The organism is Sporomusa termitida, assembly GCF_007641255.1.
GTDB classification, from domain to species: domain Bacteria; phylum Bacillota; class Negativicutes; order Sporomusales; family Sporomusaceae; genus Sporomusa; species Sporomusa termitida.
The window spans coordinates 4,398,775-4,418,862 of the sequence record NZ_CP036259.1 but is presented as its reverse complement, the minus strand read 5'-3'; the positions used below and the strand labels follow the sequence as shown (position 1 = coordinate 4,418,862).

The following is a 20,088-nucleotide window of genomic DNA, read 5'->3' as shown; positions in this document are numbered from 1 at the left end:
ACTATCTTGTTTAAACGACAAATGAATGACAAATGGAAATGACAAATGGAAATGACAAATTAGGGACGTCAGACTGTGCGAAAAAGGACGATGGGGACGTTCCTTTTTTGTCAAGAATTTGTTATAATAGAACCAGAGGTGATGATAAGTGGGAAGGCAGGCGCGCCAGTTAAGCAGCAGCGGCTTTTATCATATCATATTTCGTGGAATTAATCATCAACACATATTTGAAGACGAGAGTGATTATATTTATTTTCTGACGGCATTACAGAACTTGAAAGTCGACCTTGTATTTGAGCTGAATAGCTATTGTTTAATGAGTAATCACGTTCATCTTCTTGTGAGGGAAAAGCGTCTAGGAGATATATCGCTGATTATGAAACGCCTACTGACCAAATACGCAATGTACTTTAACCGCAAGTATCAACGTAGCGGAGCGCTGATAGCGAGTCGTTATAAAAGCGTACCGGTAGAAGTGGACGAATATTTTATTCCGTTGCAGCGCTATATACATCAGAATCCGGTGAAAGCGGGGCTAGTAAATAAACTGGAAGAATACCCGTTTAGTAGTTATAGAGAGTATTTATTTGGCGGATCTTTAACTGATACTGGGTTTGCGCTAGAGCTAACCGGGCGTGATGAATGGATCCGACTACATCAAATTGAGACTGATGATAGGTTTGAACCTTTAGGGAAACAAAGTATAGATGATAGGGAGATTCGTCGCAGAATCATGCAATATACGAATGGGTGCGAACCGCACGAGATCGGTTCATGGGAAAAAGCCGAGCGTGATACCATGCTAAGAAAACTAAAAGAGGAGGGATTATCGATTCGCCAGATTGAGAGAGTGACCGGCATCTCCCGGGGTGTTGTGGCAAAAAAGTTGACAAAAAAGGAACGTCCCGTGCGCCAAGAAGCACACGGAGTATAGCGGGTGGGAATCCCGCCTGGGAAGGCCTAGCCAGTCACCCAGTATCCAGCCTTGGGACTGAAGCGGTAACGCCAGGTCTAAGCGTAGGCAGGAAAGGTAGTAGGCCGAAAGCGCAAGCTGAAGATGTAGAATCCCGAAATCCCTAATGGGAAAGGTCGATGCATGGGACGAGCAGAAGACAATACCGAGTTTAGCGATAAAGGCGAGCTAAGCCCGGCGCCCCGGGATCGAAGGTCTTGGCATGCTACACACTGTTACTCCGTGTGAACTTGGGAGACCCTGCCGCTCTCCGATAGGAGTATGGCCGACAAGTTGAAGACAAGGAAGCCAAATAAGTGGCAGGGAGTCGGATTACGTAGTAGTACCAAGGAAGCAGGGTAATGCCTGCGGAGGGAAGGACGTAACATAGTAGAGCCCTTGGAAAGAGAAACAATGGCTGCACTAGAGGCAGAGAAACCATTGGAAACAAAACTGACAAGGATAGCTGAGTTGGCCAAACAATAGCTATGGCTAAGCGTAAGTAAATGCTGCTATGAAGAGCCGGATGCCTTAATAGGGCAAGTCCGGTTCTGTGAGGGGGGCCGTCGCGAGATAGGCCTCTACTCGACCATCGTCCTATGATGACAATTTCAAATTTTTAAATGGAGAAAAATTGCCTGAGGCTATAAACCAGACATTATAGAATTTTAGCATGGTGTGTCATTGAGAAATACGCTTAACCAAACAGCCCGTACGGGGCGGTTCTGCTGGTCCCTGGTGGCAGCAAACAAAGGAGATGGTGTACTTTGAAAACAATCGGATTGATCGGCGGTATGAGCTGGGAGTCGTCACTGGAATATTACAGGCTGATCAATGAAACGGTTGCCCTGAAGCTGGGCGGGCTTCATTCGGCCCAATGCCTGATGTATTCCGTCGATTTTGAGGAAATAGAAACCTTGCAGCATCAAAACCGCTGGGACAAACTGACCGATATCATGGTAGCTGCCGCTGCCAGGCTGAAAAACGGCGGTGCTGATTTTGTGGTTATCTGTACGAACACGATGCACAAAACGGCAGCTGACATAGAGACGCGAGCCGGCATCAAGGTATTGCATATTGCCGAAGTAACAGGACACACCATTGCCCAACAGGGAATGAAAAAGGTTGGCCTCCTGGGGACTAAATTCACGATGGAACAAGACTTCTATAAGCAGGTCCTGCAAGAAAAATTTGATATAACCGTAGTGATTCCCGATGAAGCGGAAAGAGAATTCGTTCATCATGTGATTTACCATGAATTGTGCCAGGGAATGATCCGGCCTGATTCCAGGACGCGGTTTACCACCATCATCGATAAGCTGGCGGCAAACGGGGCAGCGGGAGTTGTATTAGGCTGTACGGAAATCCCTTTGCTGATAAGGCAGGCCGATGTTGAAATCCCGGTTTTTGATACAACCAGGCTGCATGCCGTTGCCGCAGTGGAATATGCATTAAAATAGTCTAAGGTGTGAATTTCTTGTTCTCGGCCCGCCGGTTTACATGGGGCAGATGAGTGCCCGGGCGAAGATATTCACCGACCGGTTGTTTGCACAATTCTCCCTTGCAGATAAGCAGGGTATCCTTTGGTTTCCAGCTGGAATACAGCAAGTTCTGCAAAATAATTGTAGGAACTTATATTTTTTCTGGTAAGCAATATTAGTATAAAAAAATAGGATTAAGGTACTCAGGCGAGCTGTCCCTGCGAGTCTACACCAATGCTGAGTAAAGTCCTCTTTACTTGCCAAAGTCGGTATTTTTATGGCTTTTTAAGCAGGAAGATGCTTCTACCTCCAAAAGTCTGTTTTAAGCCTGTCTCTGAAGAACAGCTCACAGCATGCAAACATCATTGATAATGATATTGAATATCATTATCAATGATGTTATACTTATTAAAGTATGTAGGTCAGCCAGTTCATATAACTAAGAATAAACAGCTTTTGCGAAAGGAATGATTGTATTTTGGCAACTCAAACAAAGCCCCGGTTTAAACTTTGCCGCCGTTTTGGCGTAAACATCTGCGGTCACCCTAAAGCCCTCAACCGCCTTGAAAAAGCAGGCAGGCGAATTAATAAAAAAATCTCTAACTACGGCATTCAGCTGCTGGAAAAACAAAAGTTGAAAGCTTATTATGGAGTACTGGAAAAACAGTTTGCCCGGTATATGCAAAAAGCCCTGAACAGCCGGGACGTCAGCGGTCTTGTCCTATTAAAAGCGCTGGAATGCCGTCTTGATAATCTGGTCTACCGTATCGGCTTTGCCAATTCCATACGACAAGCGCGCCAAATGGTTAACCATGGCCACATTCAAGTCAATGGGAAACGCGTTGATATTCCGTCCTATGCTGTTGCAGTAGGTGATGTTGTCAGCTTGCAGGAGAAATTCCGTAACAACGAAATGTTTGTCAGCAATTTTCGCGACCTCAGATCCTTTAATTTGCCCTATATTGAGAAGAACTACGACGATTTTAGCGGAACGCTGCTGCGCCAGCCCAATCGGGAAGAATTGCCAATTGAAGTCAATGAAATTCATATTATCGAGTTGTATTCGCGCTAAGTACAGACAATCAACCCTGTGAGGTGTTATCATGTGCAAATACAATAGCCACTATTACTGGGAAGGTACGTTAGCCGGAAAAAGGGATGTATGGCAAAGTCATTTTGACGATAAGGCTGATCCTCAGCAGGTTTTATTTGTTAATACGACGCTCATTGATTATCCTAGAAAGACCCTGGATAATAACTGGGCGTGCTATCCTGACAGTAAAGCATTACTGGGGTTCTTGTTGTACATATACGTACCGCTGGCTTTCTATTTTATTATGTATGAGGAAAATGAGGAACTGTTAATTCCCATTGCATCTACGCAGGAACTACTGGCTTCCATTCAACAGCTGAATAGGGAAGATGCAGCGGCAATGCTGTCAACGATAGAAGAGCTGGTTAGCTGCTGGGAGTTGAATGAAAGTGCTTGCCGTACGGCTTTGCAGCATTTTTGCCGCCGTTTTAACGAAACCTGGTACGGTGGCAGCACCATTTTGCATATTGGTTTATTTACCAGCACCCAGGCAATCGCTCAGCATATTTTGGCAGAGCAGGAATTTCCGGAAGTGCTGGCAGAAGATATCGGACTTACTCCCCGGCAGCTAAAAGAACTGTGCGAGAAATTCTATTCCGATACCTTTATTCGCAAAACGTTTGTTAAAATCTTAAACAACAAGATTGGCTGCATTATTTAGTTCCAGGAAAGCGGCTCTGAGCGGGCGAAAATAGGAAAAGGGGGCCACTTTTCCTTTAATGAATGATAGCGGGCTATTTTGCCCGCTATCCTTCATTAGACGCTTAATCGGAGGAATTATGCACTGGACTTCCAGCCTAGCGCTGCTGCAGGAAGGTCATAAACTCCTGGTGGATCTGGCTGCAGTCCCGCAAGCCCTGCTTGTAGGCGATTTCTGCCGACTGGCCCGATTCCAGGGCGGTGAACGACTCGAAATCCATGACCAGCTCCAGCAGTTCCGGATACTGGCCCTCCAGTTCCCCGGCCAGGGCCAGCAGCCGGTCCAGAATGGCGCCGACCTTACTGACCGTCTTACTGTAGCCGGCATCGTTGGTGCCGGCCAGTTTGAGGATATTGTCCACCCTGGTAAAGATATACTGATTAAAGGTCTCGTTTAAGATGCTTTGCAGCATAAGCCGGTCGTCCGGTTCGGCTCCGGGCTGCTGCGGCGCCCAGTCCCGCTCCGCCGGCAGGGCGGACACCAGCCCCGGGCCAGAAGCTGAGCCGGATGCCGTTAATTGGTCAGACATATATATACCCCCTATATTCAGACTGCGGCCGTATAGCCGTCAGCTTTTTTACAGGGGGAAATTAAAAAGACGCATGCAAAGGGTTTACCCTACACATGCGTCTTGGTTCGATTTCTGTTACATATTCAGCGCCAATAAGCCGGCATATCCGGCCTGAACAACAAGGCGACCACAAACCGGTAATCCCTGTTTGCGCCGCTGCTGCTCAGCAGCTGCTGAGAATAGTCGAAATCCTTTGCTGCGTCCAGTCGCACTCACAGCCCGGCGGCGCCGGCGGCAACGGCTATTAACCCCGCGCTCCCCGCTTGTGCGGCGGCAGAAGCACGGTGTATAATAGAAATGTCGTCGTGGACAGCTTGGCTGTTACGTGTAGGTGTTACGGCACCTTGCGCGGGCCTGAAAGTGTTGGCGCACTTTCAGGTCACGTCGACCTTTTTAATTTCCACCTATTTCTAATTATAGCCTGTTTGCAGTAAAATGCAAGTACAGATGACTAGCCGGCAGGGAGTTTTTAGAGGTAATAGGGGGGGAGGGACGAGGGGACAGGTTAGTTGTCCCTCCGCTTTATCGAGAATATGTCGAAATCCCACCAATACGGCATAGAAGGATGTCTTGCTAAGGCAGTTAGCAAGGATAACAGGGATATCGAATGATGGAATCTATTGGGACAATGAACCTGTCCCCTTGTCTCGCCTAACTATTTTTTCAAAATCGGCAGCCATATCTCACTTTTAAAATTCAGTGTGGTTACATCTTTATGCTCGTTCCATAAGATTTCTGGTCCTTCCGTTAATTCATAGTGTGAGGAAGGTAACCATTCAGAATAGATGCGTCCCCATACATCTTGAAGTGTCTCAGGAAAGGGCCCAACTGCTGTAAATACGGCCCACATTAACGCGGGTACTTCCAGTCGCATCAGGTTGTCAGGACAATCCTTAGTTGTCGCTACGCCAATATAATGGTCAAGTTCGCCTTTCTCCTCCAGCCTGCCTTCGGAGAAGTTTGTAGATGCGCTAATTAGCCCTGCAGGGTCAATGTTTGAAAGGCTTTTTAGTTTAGCTATAGTCTCAGTATCTAATGATTGCCACATAGCAGCAATATCAGGGTTAATCCCGTGAAAAACTATAGGAACTCTTTTTTTGATGCCAATGATGTGAAAAGCTTTTTTTTCTACGATGCGATAGTTCATTTCGTTACCTCCTTTAATTGACAACTGAAAGGTCATGCGGGGATAGGCCTTTAATACCTGTCCCTTGCTTTTAGCTTCAGACGGTGTTAGACCATGCAAAATTTGAAAAGCTCTTGTAAACGCATCTGGCGAATTGTAGCCGAATTTAACAGCGACGTCAATGACCTTTATATCGCTATTATTAAGCTCAAATGCGGCAAGTGTCAGGCGCCGGCGGCGAATATACTCCGATAACGTAACATTGGCCAGGAAAGAGAACATTCTCTTAAAATGATATTCCGAGCAACAAGCCTGTCTAGCTACTTCTTTAAAGTCAATATCACCAGCTAGATTTTCTTCAATATATCGTAGGGCCTCATTCATTTTGTCAAGCATATTTATGACCTCCTCACATCACTAGAATAGCAGAAAACAATTCTATCTATCCGACAATTCATGCACAGTTATGCAGGATCGAATTTGTAATTATGTACATGGAAAGGGACAAGGGGACAGGTTGGTTGTTCCACAGCTTTATCGAGAATATCCCACCAATACGGACATAGACGGATAGCTTGTTAAGGCAGTTAGCAAGGATAACAGGATATCGAAGAGTGTGCTTGATGGAATCTGTTGGGGACAATGAACCTGTTCCCTTGTCCCACCCCTTGTTGTTAGGTGAAAATGGCAATGCAGTTCGAGAAATTATAATATTTATGCTGTATACTTATAGTGGAGGTAGGAAATGACTGAAACAGAGCCGATAAAAGCTGTAATACGTATGCAGGATTATATTCACCAAAATATTAATAATGAATTAACCATTGATGATATATGCTCCGAAGCAGGATATTCCAAAAGACATTCTTTGCGGATATTCAAAGAGTTGTTGAATAAAACAGTTTTCGAATATATACGAGATTTAAGGCTGGCCATGGTTGCCGGAAAGCTAATTGATTCCAATAATAAAGAACGCATATTAGAAATTGCGTGTGATTCAGGATTTGAATCACACGCAGGGTTTACAAAAGCGTTCAACAGGCATTTTGGGGTTTTGCCGCAAAATTATCGTAAAAGATGTTTTCCCAACAACTATTCGGCGCCAACGCCTATGAGTTATTACTACCTACTACTGCGTTCAAAAGGAATGAATACTATGAGTGAAGTAAGAACAGTTACCGCAACTTTCTTCACAAAACCAGCCCGTAAACTGATTATTAAGCGCGGAATTTTGTCTACTGACTATTTTACTTATTGCGATGAAATCGGGTGTGATATTTGGGACACTTTAGAAAAAGTACCAAACCGTATAGATAAAGTTTCGTTTGTTATTTTGCCGGAATATTTAATAACCGAAGGAACTTCGAAAGTTGGCTGTGCCATAGAAGTGCCATTGGACTATAATTCGTCTATTCCGGAAGGTTGCGACATCATTGAACTGGCTGGACAAACAATGCTATGGTTTCAGGGTGCGCCTTATGAGGATGAAAGCTGGTATGGCGGCGCGCATTCTGAAATGGATAATGCCATTCAAAATTACAAGCCGGAATTGTATGGATATAGATTTGCATATGACCTTGCACCAAAATATTATTTTTTGACTTCTGCAAAAGACGGTTGCAGAGTATTAGTTCCGGTAGTTAACTTGTGCGAAAAATAAATATCATTTAGAAAACATGGGGACAGGGTATTGTTCCGGCAAGAAAGAATGCTATAATTTTCCAGAGGTAAAGAATGGGCAAGAAATCCGGGAGAAAAAAGCAGAAGTGGTATAGGGACAATTGGGGACGTCAGGCTGTGCGAAAACAACTAAAAAATAACCTGATATAACTAGCCTCAAACAAAGCTTCAAGGTTACTATGATATAATAAAATCATAGTAAAATTTGGCTCTATGGTAAAATACGAATAAAAGGTAAAGGTATATGTAACAAGGAGCTACGGTTATGTGCACAACTTGCCGCGTTATTGAAGGGAAAAAGATCCCGCCGGGGGGCTGATTTACAAGAGCGACAGCATCATTATCCATCATTGTCTTGATGTCAATATACCAGGGTATATCATTATTTCACCAATAAGGCATGTCACTGATTATCAGGAGTTAACCGATACAGAGCTGGTGGCAATGGCCAGAGGGACAAAAACCATAATGTATATCCTGCAGAAGCTGCCGGATGTTGAAAAGGTGTATATATGAACCTGGGAGAGGAAACAAGTCATTGCCACTTTCATATTTTCCCTCGCTATCGTTGGCTGATAGACAAATTAAATGTGGCGCTGTTTTCCCAGGGAAAGCTGGATGGAGCTAAATTATTCAGTTATTACCGGCATAAAAATAAAACTGATAAGCTAGAGAAAATTCCTGAAATCAATAAAACAATCACTTTTATAAAAAGCCAATTACAATGCCGGCAATGAGGTGAGCCAAATTGGACCGGATGATCGAATCCGAACGGCTGATTTTTCGTAAAATAGTTAGGGATGACTTTGCGGAATTATGTGCAATCCTGCAGGATAGGGAAGTCATGTACGCCTGGGAGCATGCTTTCTCGGACGCTGAGGTCCGGGAGTGGATTGAGGAAAATCTTGATCGCTATGATAACGAAGGTTTTAGTTATTTCGCCGCAATAACTAAAAATACGCAGGAATTGGTTGGCGTGATTGGCCCGCTGCAGGAAATGGTGGAAGGTGTCCCTTATATTGGTGTGGCATATATATTGAACAGGCGTTTTTGGGGTAAGGGCTATGCCTTGGAGGGGGCGAAGGCTGCTGTGCAATATGCATTTGCAGCGCTGCAGACAGAGAAAGTAATTGCCCAGATTAGACCTGCCAATCTGCGTTCGCGCCAAGTGGCGGAGAAATTGGGTATGGAAGTGGCAGGCGAATTTACGAAGCAGTATCATAGGAAAGCGATGTGTCATTTGCTCTATGTTATTGAACGGCGCAAATGGCGTAAAATGACATAAAGCAGATCAGCTTAGAATATAGCTGGTGCCTGTCTCCCCCTGCGGCAGGCCAAGTGGTGCCGCCTGAGATAAAAGGAAAAGGAGTCTTGTTAACGATGAAATACCGGTATCGAACTCACAAGTGGAAAAGCCTGGTTGGCGCTATTTTTCTTTTGCTTATGTGCCCAAGCACCTTTGACCGGGAGGCAGAGGCCTTTAATCAGGTTGGGACACCGGCAGCCGCGGCTGGTTTGGCGGCCGATAGTGCCGGTTCCCCAGTGGACGGACGGACTGAATATCAGCTTAAGACCTTTGATCTTTACTTCCAAAAGCATGGCGGCAACTATCGTATTTTCGTTTCGGTGCCAGTTGGCCCCGTGCCCGCCAATGGTTATCCGGTGATATACCTGCTGGACGGAAACCTGACTTTTCCGATGATGCAGGCTGCCCAGAAGGCTGCAGGCTCCTGTCCCGTAGTAACCGTTGGTATCGGTTATCCGATTGATGCCGGTATCGACGTCGGCCGGCGCTACTTTGATCTCACCCCGCCTACCCCGCCGGACCTGATCCCTATCGAGGCTATCGGCAGGGGGACCTTTGCAACGGGTGGCCGTGACACATTTTTTGCGGCCCTCGAAACGGAGCTAAAGCCGGTTATTGAGAGGATTGCGCCGATCGACCGCAACCAGCAGATCCTATTCGGGCATTCCCTGGCTGGCTTGCTTGTTTTGCATATCCTATATACCTCGCCGGCCTCGTTCCAAGCTTATGTGGCCGCCGACCCGTCAATATGGTGGAATGGCGGTTCGATTCTGACAGAGCACGCCAGCTTCATGGAGAGCGAACAGGCAAGGAATGCAAAAGCGCCTGTGCGCCTGTTGCTAGAGACTGCCGGCAAACAGGCCCTGCGGGCAGGGATCTCTAAAGCTGACGCCGCCTCACTAACGAGGTTTCGTTCCGGGCTGACAGGCAGGGAGATCGCCGCCGACTTAGGGGGACTAGCCGGCCTGCACGTAAGTTTTCAGGAGCAGGTTGACAAAACTCACGGCTCCATGCTGCCTTATGCGGTGGCGGATGCTCTTGCTTTTGCGCTGCATTTGCCGGGCTGGGAGGCCCGGTAGCAAGCTTGTGGGCAAGCAATTTAAGCACAAGGGTGGGTTTGCGCTCCTGGGGTTTCTTGTCCCCCAGCTTGTTTGCTGGTATACTGAAGCTGCACCTTACTATGGAGAAACGTAGTAAGTAATGACGAAAAGCCATTTTTCGATTATATAAAACAAATACAGAATGGAGCAATACAATCATGAATCAATTGCCAAATTGTCCAAAATGCAATTCGGAATACACTTATGAAGATGGAATCCTATTGGTATGTCCAGAATGCAGTCATGAGTGGGAGGCAGGGGCAGAAACGGTAATAAGACAGGAAAAAGCTGTCAAAGATGCGAACGGGAATGTGCTGCAGGATGGTGATTCTGTAAGTGTGATCAAAGATCTTAAGGTAAAGGGAAGTTCTTCGGCCATAAAGATGGGGGCGAAGGTTAAGAATATACGTTTGGTTGAGGGCGATCATAATATTGACTGCCACATTGATGGTTTTGGAGCTATGAAGCTGAAATCAGAGTTTGTTAAGAAGATATAAACATAGTTTGCTGCACCCCTAACGGGGGTGCAGCATGACCTTTATATGTTATGCAAATAAGCTTGTAATATTTTTTTATAATCGACATCACTGGGTGGGAGTTTGCCATTTGTAGTTACAAATTTGATTTTATCATCAAAACTAGAAGCCACTCCTTTTTGCTTTAATATATCTGCCAAATGATTTATGGTGCCAACACCTCCGTCGAAAAAAACAGTGTCCTTGGTAAACGATTGCTGTAAAATTTTGCTGAATAATGGAAAATGTGTGCACCCAAGGACAACAGCACCATAATCAGGCAGCGCTAATGGGGCCAATTCCTTTTGCAAATATTGATTTACATCCAAAGTATCAAACTCAAACTGTTCGGCAAACTTTACCAAGCCGCCTAACGCCATCGTATCAACCATTTCAGCCGCATCCAGTTTATGAATTAATTGATGAAATTTTTCCTCCCGTAAAGTAAGGCTAGTTGCCAATACCAATATTTTTTTGCCTCTTTCTTTACAATAAGCAACTGCCGGTTTTACCGCCGGTTCCATGCCAATGATCGGGAAACTATAATTCTTGCGCAACTTCATGCCAGCAACACTTGTTGCCGTATTGCAAGCAATCACTACAGCATCTACTTTGATCTCAGCCATATAATCCATAGCCTTTTGGACGTATCGTCTCACTTCGCTTTTTGTCTTTTCCCCATAAGGTAGATGCTCAATATCAGCATAGTAAATATATTCAGCAAACGGTAGTATTTTTAAAGCGTGACCAAGGACCGTTAAGCCGCCAATGCCAGAGTCAAAAAAACCGATCTTCATCCTAATCCCTTCCTAGTTTCAAATATTGTCTTTATATTATCATTGAACAACTCCGTCAAAATATAGAATCTGCTAAAGAGTACTGCCTATATCATACCATAAATTAGCGGCTGGAGGAATTTTGCCTGGGAGCTTGCTATTCTGCCTTTAGGCTGTAGTGGGTGTTACCTGCCTGGACTTCTTAATATAGCAGCTAAGTATGGCTTTCGAAGACACCGTTATAGTATTAATAGTATTGAAAGGCGATTCTCGATTATGCTACAATATGGATGGCGAAACCGTTGAGTACGCCCCGTGTTTTCAGCCATTAAGGTGAGGAAGTGACAGCAATGTGTATTGCGTGCGATGAAACGTCCCGAATTTTTTCTATTGAAATCGTAACCCAAGAACCTGTAAGCAATAATATGGATTTGTACAAAGAGATTGCCCATCGGTTGTTTCAAAACAAGGTTATATCACTTATTAACGTTGGCAACAATCGCGCTTTTGTAGCCAATGATAAACAAATCTTTGGTTTTGAACTTCATTTAACGAACCGGCACAACCCGGCGGCTGTAACCCTGGCGAATGTTAAGAAGGCGCTGGCAGGGCTGTTGACGCAGTTCGAAGGTTATTCTGAAATGCAGATAAAACTGAATTAATGGCGACCGGATCTAGAGGACCGTATCAATGGTAACGGCAAACAGTGGTCTCAACCCCTTGCAAATGTGGATTGAGGTCCTCTTTTTTGTGCGCTGCAGTCCCCATTCTTTGTCCGGTTTTCGCCGGTGCGCCGTTAGGCCGTCACCGTGGCAACGTCCTACAGCTGGACGGCGCCAGGATTAGCGGTGATATAAATATGGTTGCCGCAGGAAAAATTATAACAGATGAATTGGAGGATTGAGCTATGAAGCAGACCTTCGGAGCGTTTGCTAAAAAAGCGATTTTAGTCGTTAGTTTTGGCACCACTTACGCCGATACCCGTAAAGCCTGCATTGAAAGCGTTGAAAATAGAATGCGCGCCGCCTTCCCCGGCTATGAGGTGCGTCGCGCCTTTACCTCCCGTATGATCACGCGCCGCCTGGCGGAACGTGACGGCATCATTGTCGACAATGAGCGGCAGGCTCTTGAACGTCTGCTGGCAGAGGGCTTCAGCGAGGTTTACGTTCAGCCGCTGCATATTGTTGCCGGCGAGGAATATGAAAAGATTTGCGGCATCGTCAATGAATACACTGATTCTAAAAAATTCCGCCGTCTGGCGCTGGGAAGACCGCTGCTTTATTATCTGGGGCAGGAAGAGCAGCCTGATGACTACCTGACGGTGATCAAAGCGCTGGACGTAACGGCTGGCGCCGATACGGCGGTAGTCTTTATGGGACATGGCGGTCGTCATCCTGCCAACGCGGCTTACGCTGCCCTGCAGCTAAAATTGCAGGATGCCGGCAAGCAGAACGTGTTTATTTATGCGGTGGAAGGGTTTCCCTCGCTGCAGCGGGTAGTTGGGCAATTGCGGAGCGCCGGTATCAGGAAAGTGAGGCTGCAGCCGTTTATGCTGGTAGCCGGCAACCATGTCCGTAATGATATGGACGGCGACGAAAAAGGCTCGGCCAAATCCGTTCTGGCTGCCGCCGGTTTTGACGTGGAGGTAAAGCTAAATGGTCTGGGCGAAAACCCGGCAATCCAGGATGCTTATGTCCGGCACATCCAGGACGCCATGGACCAGTCAGTCGGATACGGCTGCCAATGATAATAAAAGTATATTGGAGAGAACGACATTGCAACAGAAACCGATGAAAGCCTTTACTACTGATTCCGCCTGCGCCCTGAGCCTGGCAGGAGTGACCAAGCGCTATCGTGAACACACACTGCTTGATAATATTTGCTTGAATGTGGATGCCGGGCAGATTTTCGGCCTGTTGGGCCCAAACGGCGCGGGTAAAACCACGCTGATGAAAATTGTCGCCGGACTGGTGCGGCCGACTGCCGGTGCGGTGACTATCTTCGGCATTAATGCCGCGCTGCAGACACCGCAGCTGCGGCGGCTTGTCGGCATTGTGCCGCAGGAATCCAATCTGGAACGGGAACTGACTGTAACCGAGGCCTTAACTGTCTATGGCCGTTTGTTCGGTCTGGAATCTTTGCACGAGCGGGTGGAGGAGACCATTGCCGCGTTTTCGCTGCAGGGAATGCGGCAGAAGCGGGTAGGAAGGCTGTCGGGCGGCATGATGCGCCGCGTCCTGATCGCCAGAGCGCTGCTGCCCAAACCGCAGCTGCTGCTGTTGGACGAGCCGACAGTAGGACTAGATCCCGATGTCAGGCAGGAGATCTGGCAGATCATTCAGGAATTGGCGGCAGCGGGCAAGACAATGCTGCTGACGACTCACTATATGGAAGAAGCGGCCAGGCTTTGCGCGCATATCGCTCTCCTCAAGGCCGGACGGCTGGCGCTGGTGGCAACGCCTGAGGAAATTCAGCGGCGCTATGGCGGCGCTGCCAGTAATGAAGAAGCGCTGGAAGCATTGTTTATTCAATTGGCGAAAGGGGAAATCGACTGATGGGCTGGTACGCGGTATACTGTAGGGAGATGTTGCTGCTATGGAAAAAGATCGGCCGCATGGGTTATGTTTTTCCCTCCATTATTTCACCGTTTATCTATTTCTTTGCGTTTGGCCTGGGGCTTGACGGCAGAGTGAGCGTTGAGGGCGGCTATCTGCCCTTTCTCGCCAGCGGCATTATTGGCATGACAGTCATGACTAACGGCTTTCAGCAGACTGCTTCCTCAATCAGCGCCGGACGCTTGTATTTTCGCCATTTTCACAGTCTGGTTCTCAGCCCTGTATCCCATGTTGCCGCCGCCTGGGGTGTTGTCCTGGCCGGCATGAGCCGTGCCGCCATCTTTGGCAGCTTGATTCTGGTTGTCGGCTTTATTTCCTTTGGTATCGGCATCAAGAGCAGCACCTGGTTCGCCGGTGTTTTGCTGGGCGGCTTCTGCTTCAGCTCGCTGGGACTGGTTGTGGGCATGCTGGTCAGACAGGTTGATGATATCTCACTGGTGAACAGCTTCTTTATTACCCCGATGACCTTTTTTGGCGGCTCGTTTTTTCCCATACAAAACCTGCCCGCCTGGCTGAGCTTTTTAGCCGGCTGGTTCCCGATCGGCGCGATCAATACCCTGCTGCGGGCAAACGCCTGGAGCGGCGAGGCATGGGAAGCGGCTCTGATTCTGACCGGCCTGGGCGGTGTATTTTTTGCCGTTGGTGTTTATCTCTATTCTCATTATAGCGAATATTAGATATTACCTTAAAGAACTATGGCTTTATACGATAAACTTTGGAGGAGAATTCCTGTGGAAGGCAAAATACTAGAAGCTTCAATCAAATGCGAAGCAAGACGTGCGTTTCTTGCGCTCTGTTCGCCAAAAACACGACTTCTACATGATCCTGTTGCCGATCCCTATGCGGTTTGCGGACATCCAAATCCAGCTGGCCTTGGCGATGCAGCCCGCTTTTCGCAAACCGGTTCCTGGGGGCAGAGTTCCGTTTTGTTTCCCAAGCTTGAGACCTATCGCACAGCAGACAAATGCGGCAGAGCACCTTATGGCGGCGCGGAATATGGCGTGCCGCTGACCCCTGAAGCTGACGCTGTGTGTAGAAAAATTGCGGCCTTGCATAAAGGTCATGGAGCCGTCATCTGTCCATCGGGCTTAGCCGCGATTGCAACAACTGTAGACGCGTTTTCCCCGCAAGCGGTTCTTATTCCTGATAATGTATACGGGCCCATGCTCCGGTTTCTGAACCGGCGGCGCATAAAGCAAATCCGTTATCCAGCAGGGGCTTCGGCCGATGAATTTCGCCCGCTCTTATTAAAAGCGCGTAGCGAGTATCCATTACGCGAAGACTTGCTTGTCTATATCGAGGCCCCGGGCAGCGGTACTTTCGAAATCCCCGACATCGATGGCATGATAGCTATAGCGCAAAATGCCAAGTTACGTACTGTTATGGACAATACCTGGGCAAGCCACGTCCGTTTTCAACCTCTTGAACATGGCATCGACATTGCTGTGCAAGCGACGACAAAATACGAAGGTGGATATGGTGATACGCCATCGGGGATTGTTATTGCCAAGCACCCACAAGATCTGCGGATCATCGCCGCTGAATTGCGCGCAACCGGTAATGGCGCGGTTGCACCAACGACTTGTTCGCGACTTTATCACAGAATTGATTCGACCGAAGAACGTCTCAATCAACACGCCGGCACCGCAGCGCGGCTGATCGAATGGTTTTTGCAACAGCCGTTTGTCACCGGCGTCCTGTCGCCGACTTTGGCTACCTCACCTTATCACGAACGTTTTCTGCGTTATTTCGGCCAAGGCAATAGTCTTTTTAGCGTCGTTTTCCGGCCAGATCTGCCGGCAAAGCAGGTCGAGGCTTTTGTCGATGCCCTGAACCTGTTCTGGGTTGCTGAAAGCTGGGGCGGGCATTTGTCGCTTGTATTGCCGGTGCATGCCAAGCGCGAAGTTACACCCCTGCCCGATGGTTATATTTTACGCTTCCACGCCGGACTCGAAGACTGCCAGGATCTTTTGCGTGATCTCAACCAAGCGGCAAGGATTTTATAAGATCCAGCGATCCATAGCTATAACATGTTTTGTGTAAATAGAGGTATTAGAGTAGTTTTAAAATGGTACTGTTTAGTGGCTCTACACAGAATTATTTTAAAACCTTATTAGGTTCAAGTGCTACGGCACATCTTTTACAAATCTTCTCATCCTTAAGATTAGCGCGACCACAATTTGGACATTTTATAATTTTACTATTGATATTTTTACATCTTCCACATTCGCTACAGCTTAAGCACGTGCCCATTCAGCACATCCCTCCTTGCGAATTAGATTGGTGCCCGGATTAAAATACAGCCTAGTTACTACTCTAAAAAACCAAAAAGAAAGAAACGTAGGAAGGCTGAGATTTCACCTTATCTATGATTCTTCTTTTTGGTTTCCTTAAGTTAATGACATTGTGATTTTACTAAGGTTGTAGCTTGCCTTTTGTTCGATATCAGGCAAATGGTTAGCTGATTTCTTAAGGCCTGCCTTCCGCAGAACAGGTTTCTGTTGATCTCCAGTCGACAATATACTTACCTGATTCTTGCTTTAACGCAACATACTTAACTTTTTGCGGTAATTCAGGAAATTTTTTGCTGTTTCGTGTTAAGGCCTTGGCATAAAGGATTGCGGTTGCCTCATCAGCAAGTTCTTCCTTAGTTTCGAAAGCCTTTTTGGCATTCATGATGTCTTCTTCAGTAATTTGCATTTCCATTCCTCCTTAATTACAAATTACAATGATTACCTGAAGAAGACAAAGGGGAAAATCCTCTTTGTCTCCGGGTAAACCACTAGCATATACCCCAGCCAGACCTTATTTAGGTGTAAACAATACCATTTTGGGCTTTCTGGCCATTTTCTCAGTTAGTTTCGTAACAGGGCCGTAACTCATTACCAGCGCCTGGCAATGCTGCACGCAACTGGGTATCTTGCCCTCAGCGGTTCGGTCCTTACACAGATCGCATAGCGATGTTGGGAACGGAATATAATTCAAATCCCATTTGTCATCCGCCAGCTTCCGGGGTCCATCTTCCAGCAGCCTGATGCCATACTGATTAAGACCAAGATTTAACTCTTTAATGCATGCAACTTCGCAAGCGTGGCAGCCTGTGCAATATTCGTAGTCAATTAACAGGCCGTAACCAGAGGTATCCTCTGATTTTAGCAGGCGTTCCAAGCCTTCTCTGGCTTCGGGAAAGGCGGCGGCTTTTCCTTTAGTCTCTTTATTCTGGCAGTTGAGCTCTGACATATTCCCATCCTCCTCTTCTGGTGACTTGCTCACTGGGCATTATTTTGCTATTTTCTTCCGTCGCTTTATAAATCCGGCAAAGCAAGTTTTTGTTGGGTGCTCCATAACCGGTAGGCCCGTTCTGGCACTGGGAGGTGAGGTTATTAATATTGGAATCAAATGTTCCAAAGAGGCTCGGTTCGGCGCCTTCTTTTTCCGGGAACCACCAACCATGCTCAGCACTTACTACTCTGGGGTCAATAGCAGCCTTTAATGTGGCGATTTGTTTGCACCTGCCACGCTTGCTTTCGATCCACACCCAGTCTCCTTCTTGAATACCCAAGTTTTTAGCAGTATCAGGGTGAATTTCTACCAAGGGCTGAGGATGGAACATTCTCATAGTCGGCTGCTGCCGATGTTCAGAGTGGAAGAATTCCCATGAACGTGCACCTGAAGTTAGAATTAACGGATACTCTTTATATAGTTCAGGATCTGAGTAGGGACTTTCCGGGGGTTCAACATGAGCCGGCAGCGGATCAACGTCAAATGCGTCAAACAGGTCAATATACAATTGGACCTTGCCGTCCGCAGTATTAAAACCAGGCTGCCGATCACGGCGCAGAAGGCCTTTTTCATATTTCTTGTACTGCCATTCGGGGTAAATATAAACCTTTTCCTTAAGTTCCGAATAAGTAAGACCTTTCGTATTACCTCTTTCCCGGAACTTTTTACCTTCTTCGGACCATTCATACTTGAAGGCATCCGGATATTTGTCTTTGTCATTGCCCATTTTCCAGTTTATCCAGTCTGCCACAGTTTCCCACGGGAACGCTGCGGGGTGCAGACGTTTACCAAGGTCAAGAATAATCTGCTCGTCGGATTTGCATTCCTCATACTGCGTTAACTTGGTGATAGCACGCAGCGGTGCAAACCATGCTCTGAAACTATCGCGTTCTGCACTCATGCCTGCAGGTAAGACGATATCTGCACAAGCAACTGCAGTCGGGGTCATAAAGAGATCAACGACTACATTGAATTCGACTTTTTTCATTGCTTCATATACTCTTGGTGCCTCAGATGCCATGTTGGCAAAGGTATTGGTGGTTTGCAGCCACAACATCTTAACCGGGTAGGGCTGGCCGCCATTTTCAATGGCTTCGAGGACTGTATCCCCATGGGCGGTTGAAGCCAAACCATATTTTTTAAGAGGATTTTTCTCATTCCCAAAGCGCGCTTCCTGGACATCTTTAGGCAGCCAGCCGTAACCGCAGCTATATCCATCATCAACATTGAACCCGCTCTTGGCAATGACGTTACCACCCGGAACATCTGTATTTCCGGTTATCGCCCATAAGCTGTTAACGGCCTGGGCGGTCGCAATACCGGTAACTTGCTGGTCAATAGCCAGACCCCATTGGATAGCTGCCGGTTTGGCAGTAGCGTAACGCCGGGCGGCAGCTTCGATAATTTCCTTAGGAACCCAGGTAATTTCAGCAACCTTGTCAGTCGGATATTCCTGAACCCGTTCTTGTAATTCTTCAAATCCTGAACACCAGTTTTCAACAAAGTCATGATCATAAAGATCTTCGTTGATAATGACATTCAGCATACCCATCGCCAGCGCACAGTCAGTTCCCGGTCTTAACTGCAGCCAGTAGTCGGCTCTGGCTGCCAACCACGTCAAACGAGGGTCGACAACGATGAGTTTAGCTCCCATTCTCATTTCATCAACAATCCAGTGGCCAAAGAATCCATCGCCATTACTGATGATAGGATTATTACCCCAGATAACGATCACTTCCGGGCACTTAAACTCGGGGTTATTATAGCGCTCTTCAAAAAATTGTGCAGTATCACAAACGAAGAAGTCACTATTCATAACAGCCTGCTGCGCAGCTCGGGGCAGATAGCAGGAATCGCCGCTTAGGAATCCCAGCACATAGTTTGGACTGCCAAATGCAGCATAGGTCAGATAAGGTACCTGCCAGATAATATTTCTGCCAGTACCTTCCATGCCGATGATTGATTTTCCACCAAATTCTGCTTGAATACCTTTGACTTTTTCAACGATAATATCGTAAGCTTCGTCCCAGGAAATGCGTTCCCATTTGTTTTCGCCGCGCTCACCTGCCCGCTTTAAAGGCCATTTCAGACGTTGGGGACTATTATAGGCTTCAACCTGATTCAGGCAACGCATACATAGTCTGCCCATGTTATAGGGATTATCAAGGTCGCCCTCGACCTTTACTAATTTGTTATCTTTTGTGTAATACAGAAGGCCGCATCCATCATGACAACCCGGTCCTGACCAATGAGTAGAACGGGTTACCGTATATTCGCCTTCCTGCCACTGCCATTCTTTTCCGGACATATAGCTTCCTCCTTTGAAAATTTAGGTTTTAAATAATTCCTGTGTGACTATCCTGCGCGCTTTGGGTCACCTCCTTTAAATACTCACTCTCCCACTAACCTCAGCGGGGGGTTCCCCGGCTGATGCCAAGTATTCCTTTATTTAGACTCAACAGGTAGTGGCTTGTCGCATTTCTTGCATTTTGTATTGATCCCTGGGTTCCTCGCCCCACAGGCCGGACATATTATCGGCTTTTTTATTTCAGGCGGTCTAAAACACATGCTATTTCACTCCTCTCTATAAGTTACATGATTTTCTGTGGAAATCTCTTGATTTCACAGGCTTACACAGTCGACAAAAGAGCAGTATGCATTCTACATTCTTTTTAATGTTGCAAGTATTGTGCCAAACGATAAAACCCCGGTTTTCGCCAGTCAAACTGGGCTTTGGGACAAACATTTTTATTTGTGAAACCATGTGTCCCAAATTAATTATGCTTGCGAATTTTTAGCCATGTTTGTCTACTGCAGTATAATATAGAATAAAGAAACGGGGTTGGAGCGACTATGCCGCTGCCAACCCTTCATTGCTGTACGCTGCTATT

The 20,088-nt window shown here is 46.7% G+C and carries 19 protein-coding genes; 13 read left to right on the top strand and 6 right to left on the bottom strand.

All coding sequences use genetic code 11. The features are described from left to right. Nucleotides 1-148: 148 nt before the first annotated feature. From SPTER_RS20500 to SPTER_RS20485, 4 genes are all read left to right on the top strand, one after another. Complete coding sequence (locus SPTER_RS20500; RefSeq protein ID WP_144352097.1) at nucleotides 149-934, top strand: transposase; 786 nt, start codon at nucleotides 149-151, stop codon at nucleotides 932-934. A 785-nt stretch (nucleotides 935-1,719) separates the two neighbouring features. Further along, nucleotides 1,720-2,412 (top strand): aspartate/glutamate racemase family protein, encoded by a 693-nt coding sequence (locus SPTER_RS20495; RefSeq protein WP_144352096.1) that lies wholly within the window; start codon nucleotides 1,720-1,722, stop codon nucleotides 2,410-2,412. A gap of 499 nt (nucleotides 2,413-2,911) precedes the next feature. Then, entirely contained in the window at nucleotides 2,912-3,505 is a 594-nt protein-coding gene (gene rpsD / locus SPTER_RS20490) for a 30S ribosomal protein S4 (protein WP_144352095.1), read from the top strand. A gap of 31 nt (nucleotides 3,506-3,536) precedes the next feature. Next, on the top strand, nucleotides 3,537-4,187 hold the full coding sequence (locus SPTER_RS20485) for a hypothetical protein (RefSeq protein WP_144352094.1): 651 nt from the start codon (nucleotides 3,537-3,539) through the stop codon (nucleotides 4,185-4,187). 136 nt (nucleotides 4,188-4,323) lie between these two features. Here SPTER_RS20485 and SPTER_RS20480 read toward each other — a convergent pair whose 3' ends face one another. Further along, nucleotides 4,324-4,755: a hypothetical protein gene (locus SPTER_RS20480; protein ID WP_144352093.1), complete on the bottom strand. Its 432-nt coding sequence runs from the start codon at nucleotides 4,753-4,755 to the stop codon at nucleotides 4,324-4,326. Nucleotides 4,756-5,452: 697 nt separating this feature from the next. After that, a complete protein-coding gene (locus tag SPTER_RS20475) occupies nucleotides 5,453-6,319 on the bottom strand; it encodes an AraC family transcriptional regulator (RefSeq protein ID WP_211367350.1) in 867 nt (288 codons plus the stop codon). A 349-nt stretch (nucleotides 6,320-6,668) separates the two neighbouring features. On the opposite strand from SPTER_RS20475, the gene SPTER_RS20470 reads away from it, so the two are divergent. The 4 genes from SPTER_RS20470 (at nucleotide 6,669) to SPTER_RS20450 (ending at nucleotide 10,506) form a co-directional block, all read left to right on the top strand. Beyond that, nucleotides 6,669-7,583: a helix-turn-helix transcriptional regulator gene (locus SPTER_RS20470; RefSeq protein ID WP_144352091.1), complete on the top strand. Its 915-nt coding sequence runs from the start codon at nucleotides 6,669-6,671 to the stop codon at nucleotides 7,581-7,583. Nucleotides 7,584-8,360: 777 nt separating this feature from the next. Then, nucleotides 8,361-8,888 carry a GNAT family N-acetyltransferase gene (locus SPTER_RS20460; RefSeq protein ID WP_170233409.1) on the top strand — a complete coding sequence of 176 codons (528 nt, stop codon included), beginning with the start codon at nucleotides 8,361-8,363 and terminating at the stop codon, nucleotides 8,886-8,888. A 95-nt stretch (nucleotides 8,889-8,983) separates the two neighbouring features. Further along, on the top strand, nucleotides 8,984-9,988 hold the full coding sequence (locus SPTER_RS20455) for an alpha/beta hydrolase (protein WP_144352089.1): 1,005 nt from the start codon (nucleotides 8,984-8,986) through the stop codon (nucleotides 9,986-9,988). 179 nt (nucleotides 9,989-10,167) lie between these two features. Beyond that, nucleotides 10,168-10,506, top strand: coding sequence for a zinc ribbon domain-containing protein YjdM (locus SPTER_RS20450; protein ID WP_144352088.1), 339 nt, complete (start codon nucleotides 10,168-10,170; stop codon nucleotides 10,504-10,506). Nucleotides 10,507-10,547: 41 nt separating this feature from the next. On the opposite strand, the gene murI is transcribed toward SPTER_RS20450, so the two are convergent. Then, nucleotides 10,548-11,321 carry a glutamate racemase gene (gene murI, locus SPTER_RS20445; RefSeq protein WP_144352087.1) on the bottom strand — a complete coding sequence of 258 codons (774 nt, stop codon included), beginning with the start codon at nucleotides 11,319-11,321 and terminating at the stop codon, nucleotides 10,548-10,550. A gap of 329 nt (nucleotides 11,322-11,650) precedes the next feature. Between murI and SPTER_RS20440 the strand changes: the two genes are divergently transcribed. The 5 genes from SPTER_RS20440 to SPTER_RS20420 all read left to right on the top strand — a co-directional run bounded on the left by SPTER_RS20440 (nucleotide 11,651) and on the right by SPTER_RS20420 (nucleotide 15,921). Then, complete coding sequence (locus SPTER_RS20440; RefSeq protein WP_144352086.1) at nucleotides 11,651-11,962, top strand: hypothetical protein; 312 nt, start codon at nucleotides 11,651-11,653, stop codon at nucleotides 11,960-11,962. Nucleotides 11,963-12,207: 245 nt separating this feature from the next. Then, the gene (locus tag SPTER_RS20435; protein ID WP_144352085.1) at nucleotides 12,208-13,047 is read left to right on the top strand and encodes a sirohydrochlorin cobaltochelatase; all 840 of its coding nucleotides are present in this window, start codon (nucleotides 12,208-12,210) and stop codon (nucleotides 13,045-13,047) included. After that, on the top strand, nucleotides 12,956-13,855 hold the full coding sequence (locus SPTER_RS20430; RefSeq protein ID WP_246105376.1) for an ABC transporter ATP-binding protein: 900 nt from the start codon (nucleotides 12,956-12,958) through the stop codon (nucleotides 13,853-13,855). Before SPTER_RS20435 ends, SPTER_RS20430 begins: the two co-directional genes overlap by 92 nt. After that, a complete protein-coding gene (locus tag SPTER_RS20425; RefSeq protein WP_144352084.1) occupies nucleotides 13,855-14,592 on the top strand; it encodes an ABC transporter permease in 738 nt (245 codons plus the stop codon). Before SPTER_RS20430 ends, SPTER_RS20425 begins: the two co-directional genes overlap by 1 nt. Nucleotides 14,593-14,646: 54 nt before the next feature. Then, complete coding sequence (locus tag SPTER_RS20420; RefSeq protein WP_144352083.1) at nucleotides 14,647-15,921, top strand: trans-sulfuration enzyme family protein; 1,275 nt, start codon at nucleotides 14,647-14,649, stop codon at nucleotides 15,919-15,921. 463 nt (nucleotides 15,922-16,384) lie between these two features. On the opposite strand, the gene SPTER_RS20415 is transcribed toward SPTER_RS20420, so the two are convergent. The 3 genes from SPTER_RS20415 to SPTER_RS20405 form a co-directional block, all read right to left on the bottom strand. Further along, the gene (locus SPTER_RS20415) at nucleotides 16,385-16,615 is read right to left on the bottom strand and encodes a hypothetical protein (RefSeq protein WP_144352082.1); all 231 of its coding nucleotides are present in this window, start codon (nucleotides 16,613-16,615) and stop codon (nucleotides 16,385-16,387) included. Nucleotides 16,616-16,720: 105 nt separating this feature from the next. After that, nucleotides 16,721-17,155 carry a 4Fe-4S dicluster domain-containing protein gene (locus SPTER_RS20410; RefSeq protein WP_144352081.1) on the bottom strand — a complete coding sequence of 145 codons (435 nt, stop codon included), beginning with the start codon at nucleotides 17,153-17,155 and terminating at the stop codon, nucleotides 16,721-16,723. Then, nucleotides 17,130-19,505 carry a molybdopterin-dependent oxidoreductase gene (locus SPTER_RS20405; RefSeq protein ID WP_144352080.1) on the bottom strand — a complete coding sequence of 792 codons (2,376 nt, stop codon included), beginning with the start codon at nucleotides 19,503-19,505 and terminating at the stop codon, nucleotides 17,130-17,132. Before SPTER_RS20405 ends, SPTER_RS20410 begins: the two co-directional genes overlap by 26 nt. Nucleotides 19,506-20,088: the final 583 nt, after the last annotated feature.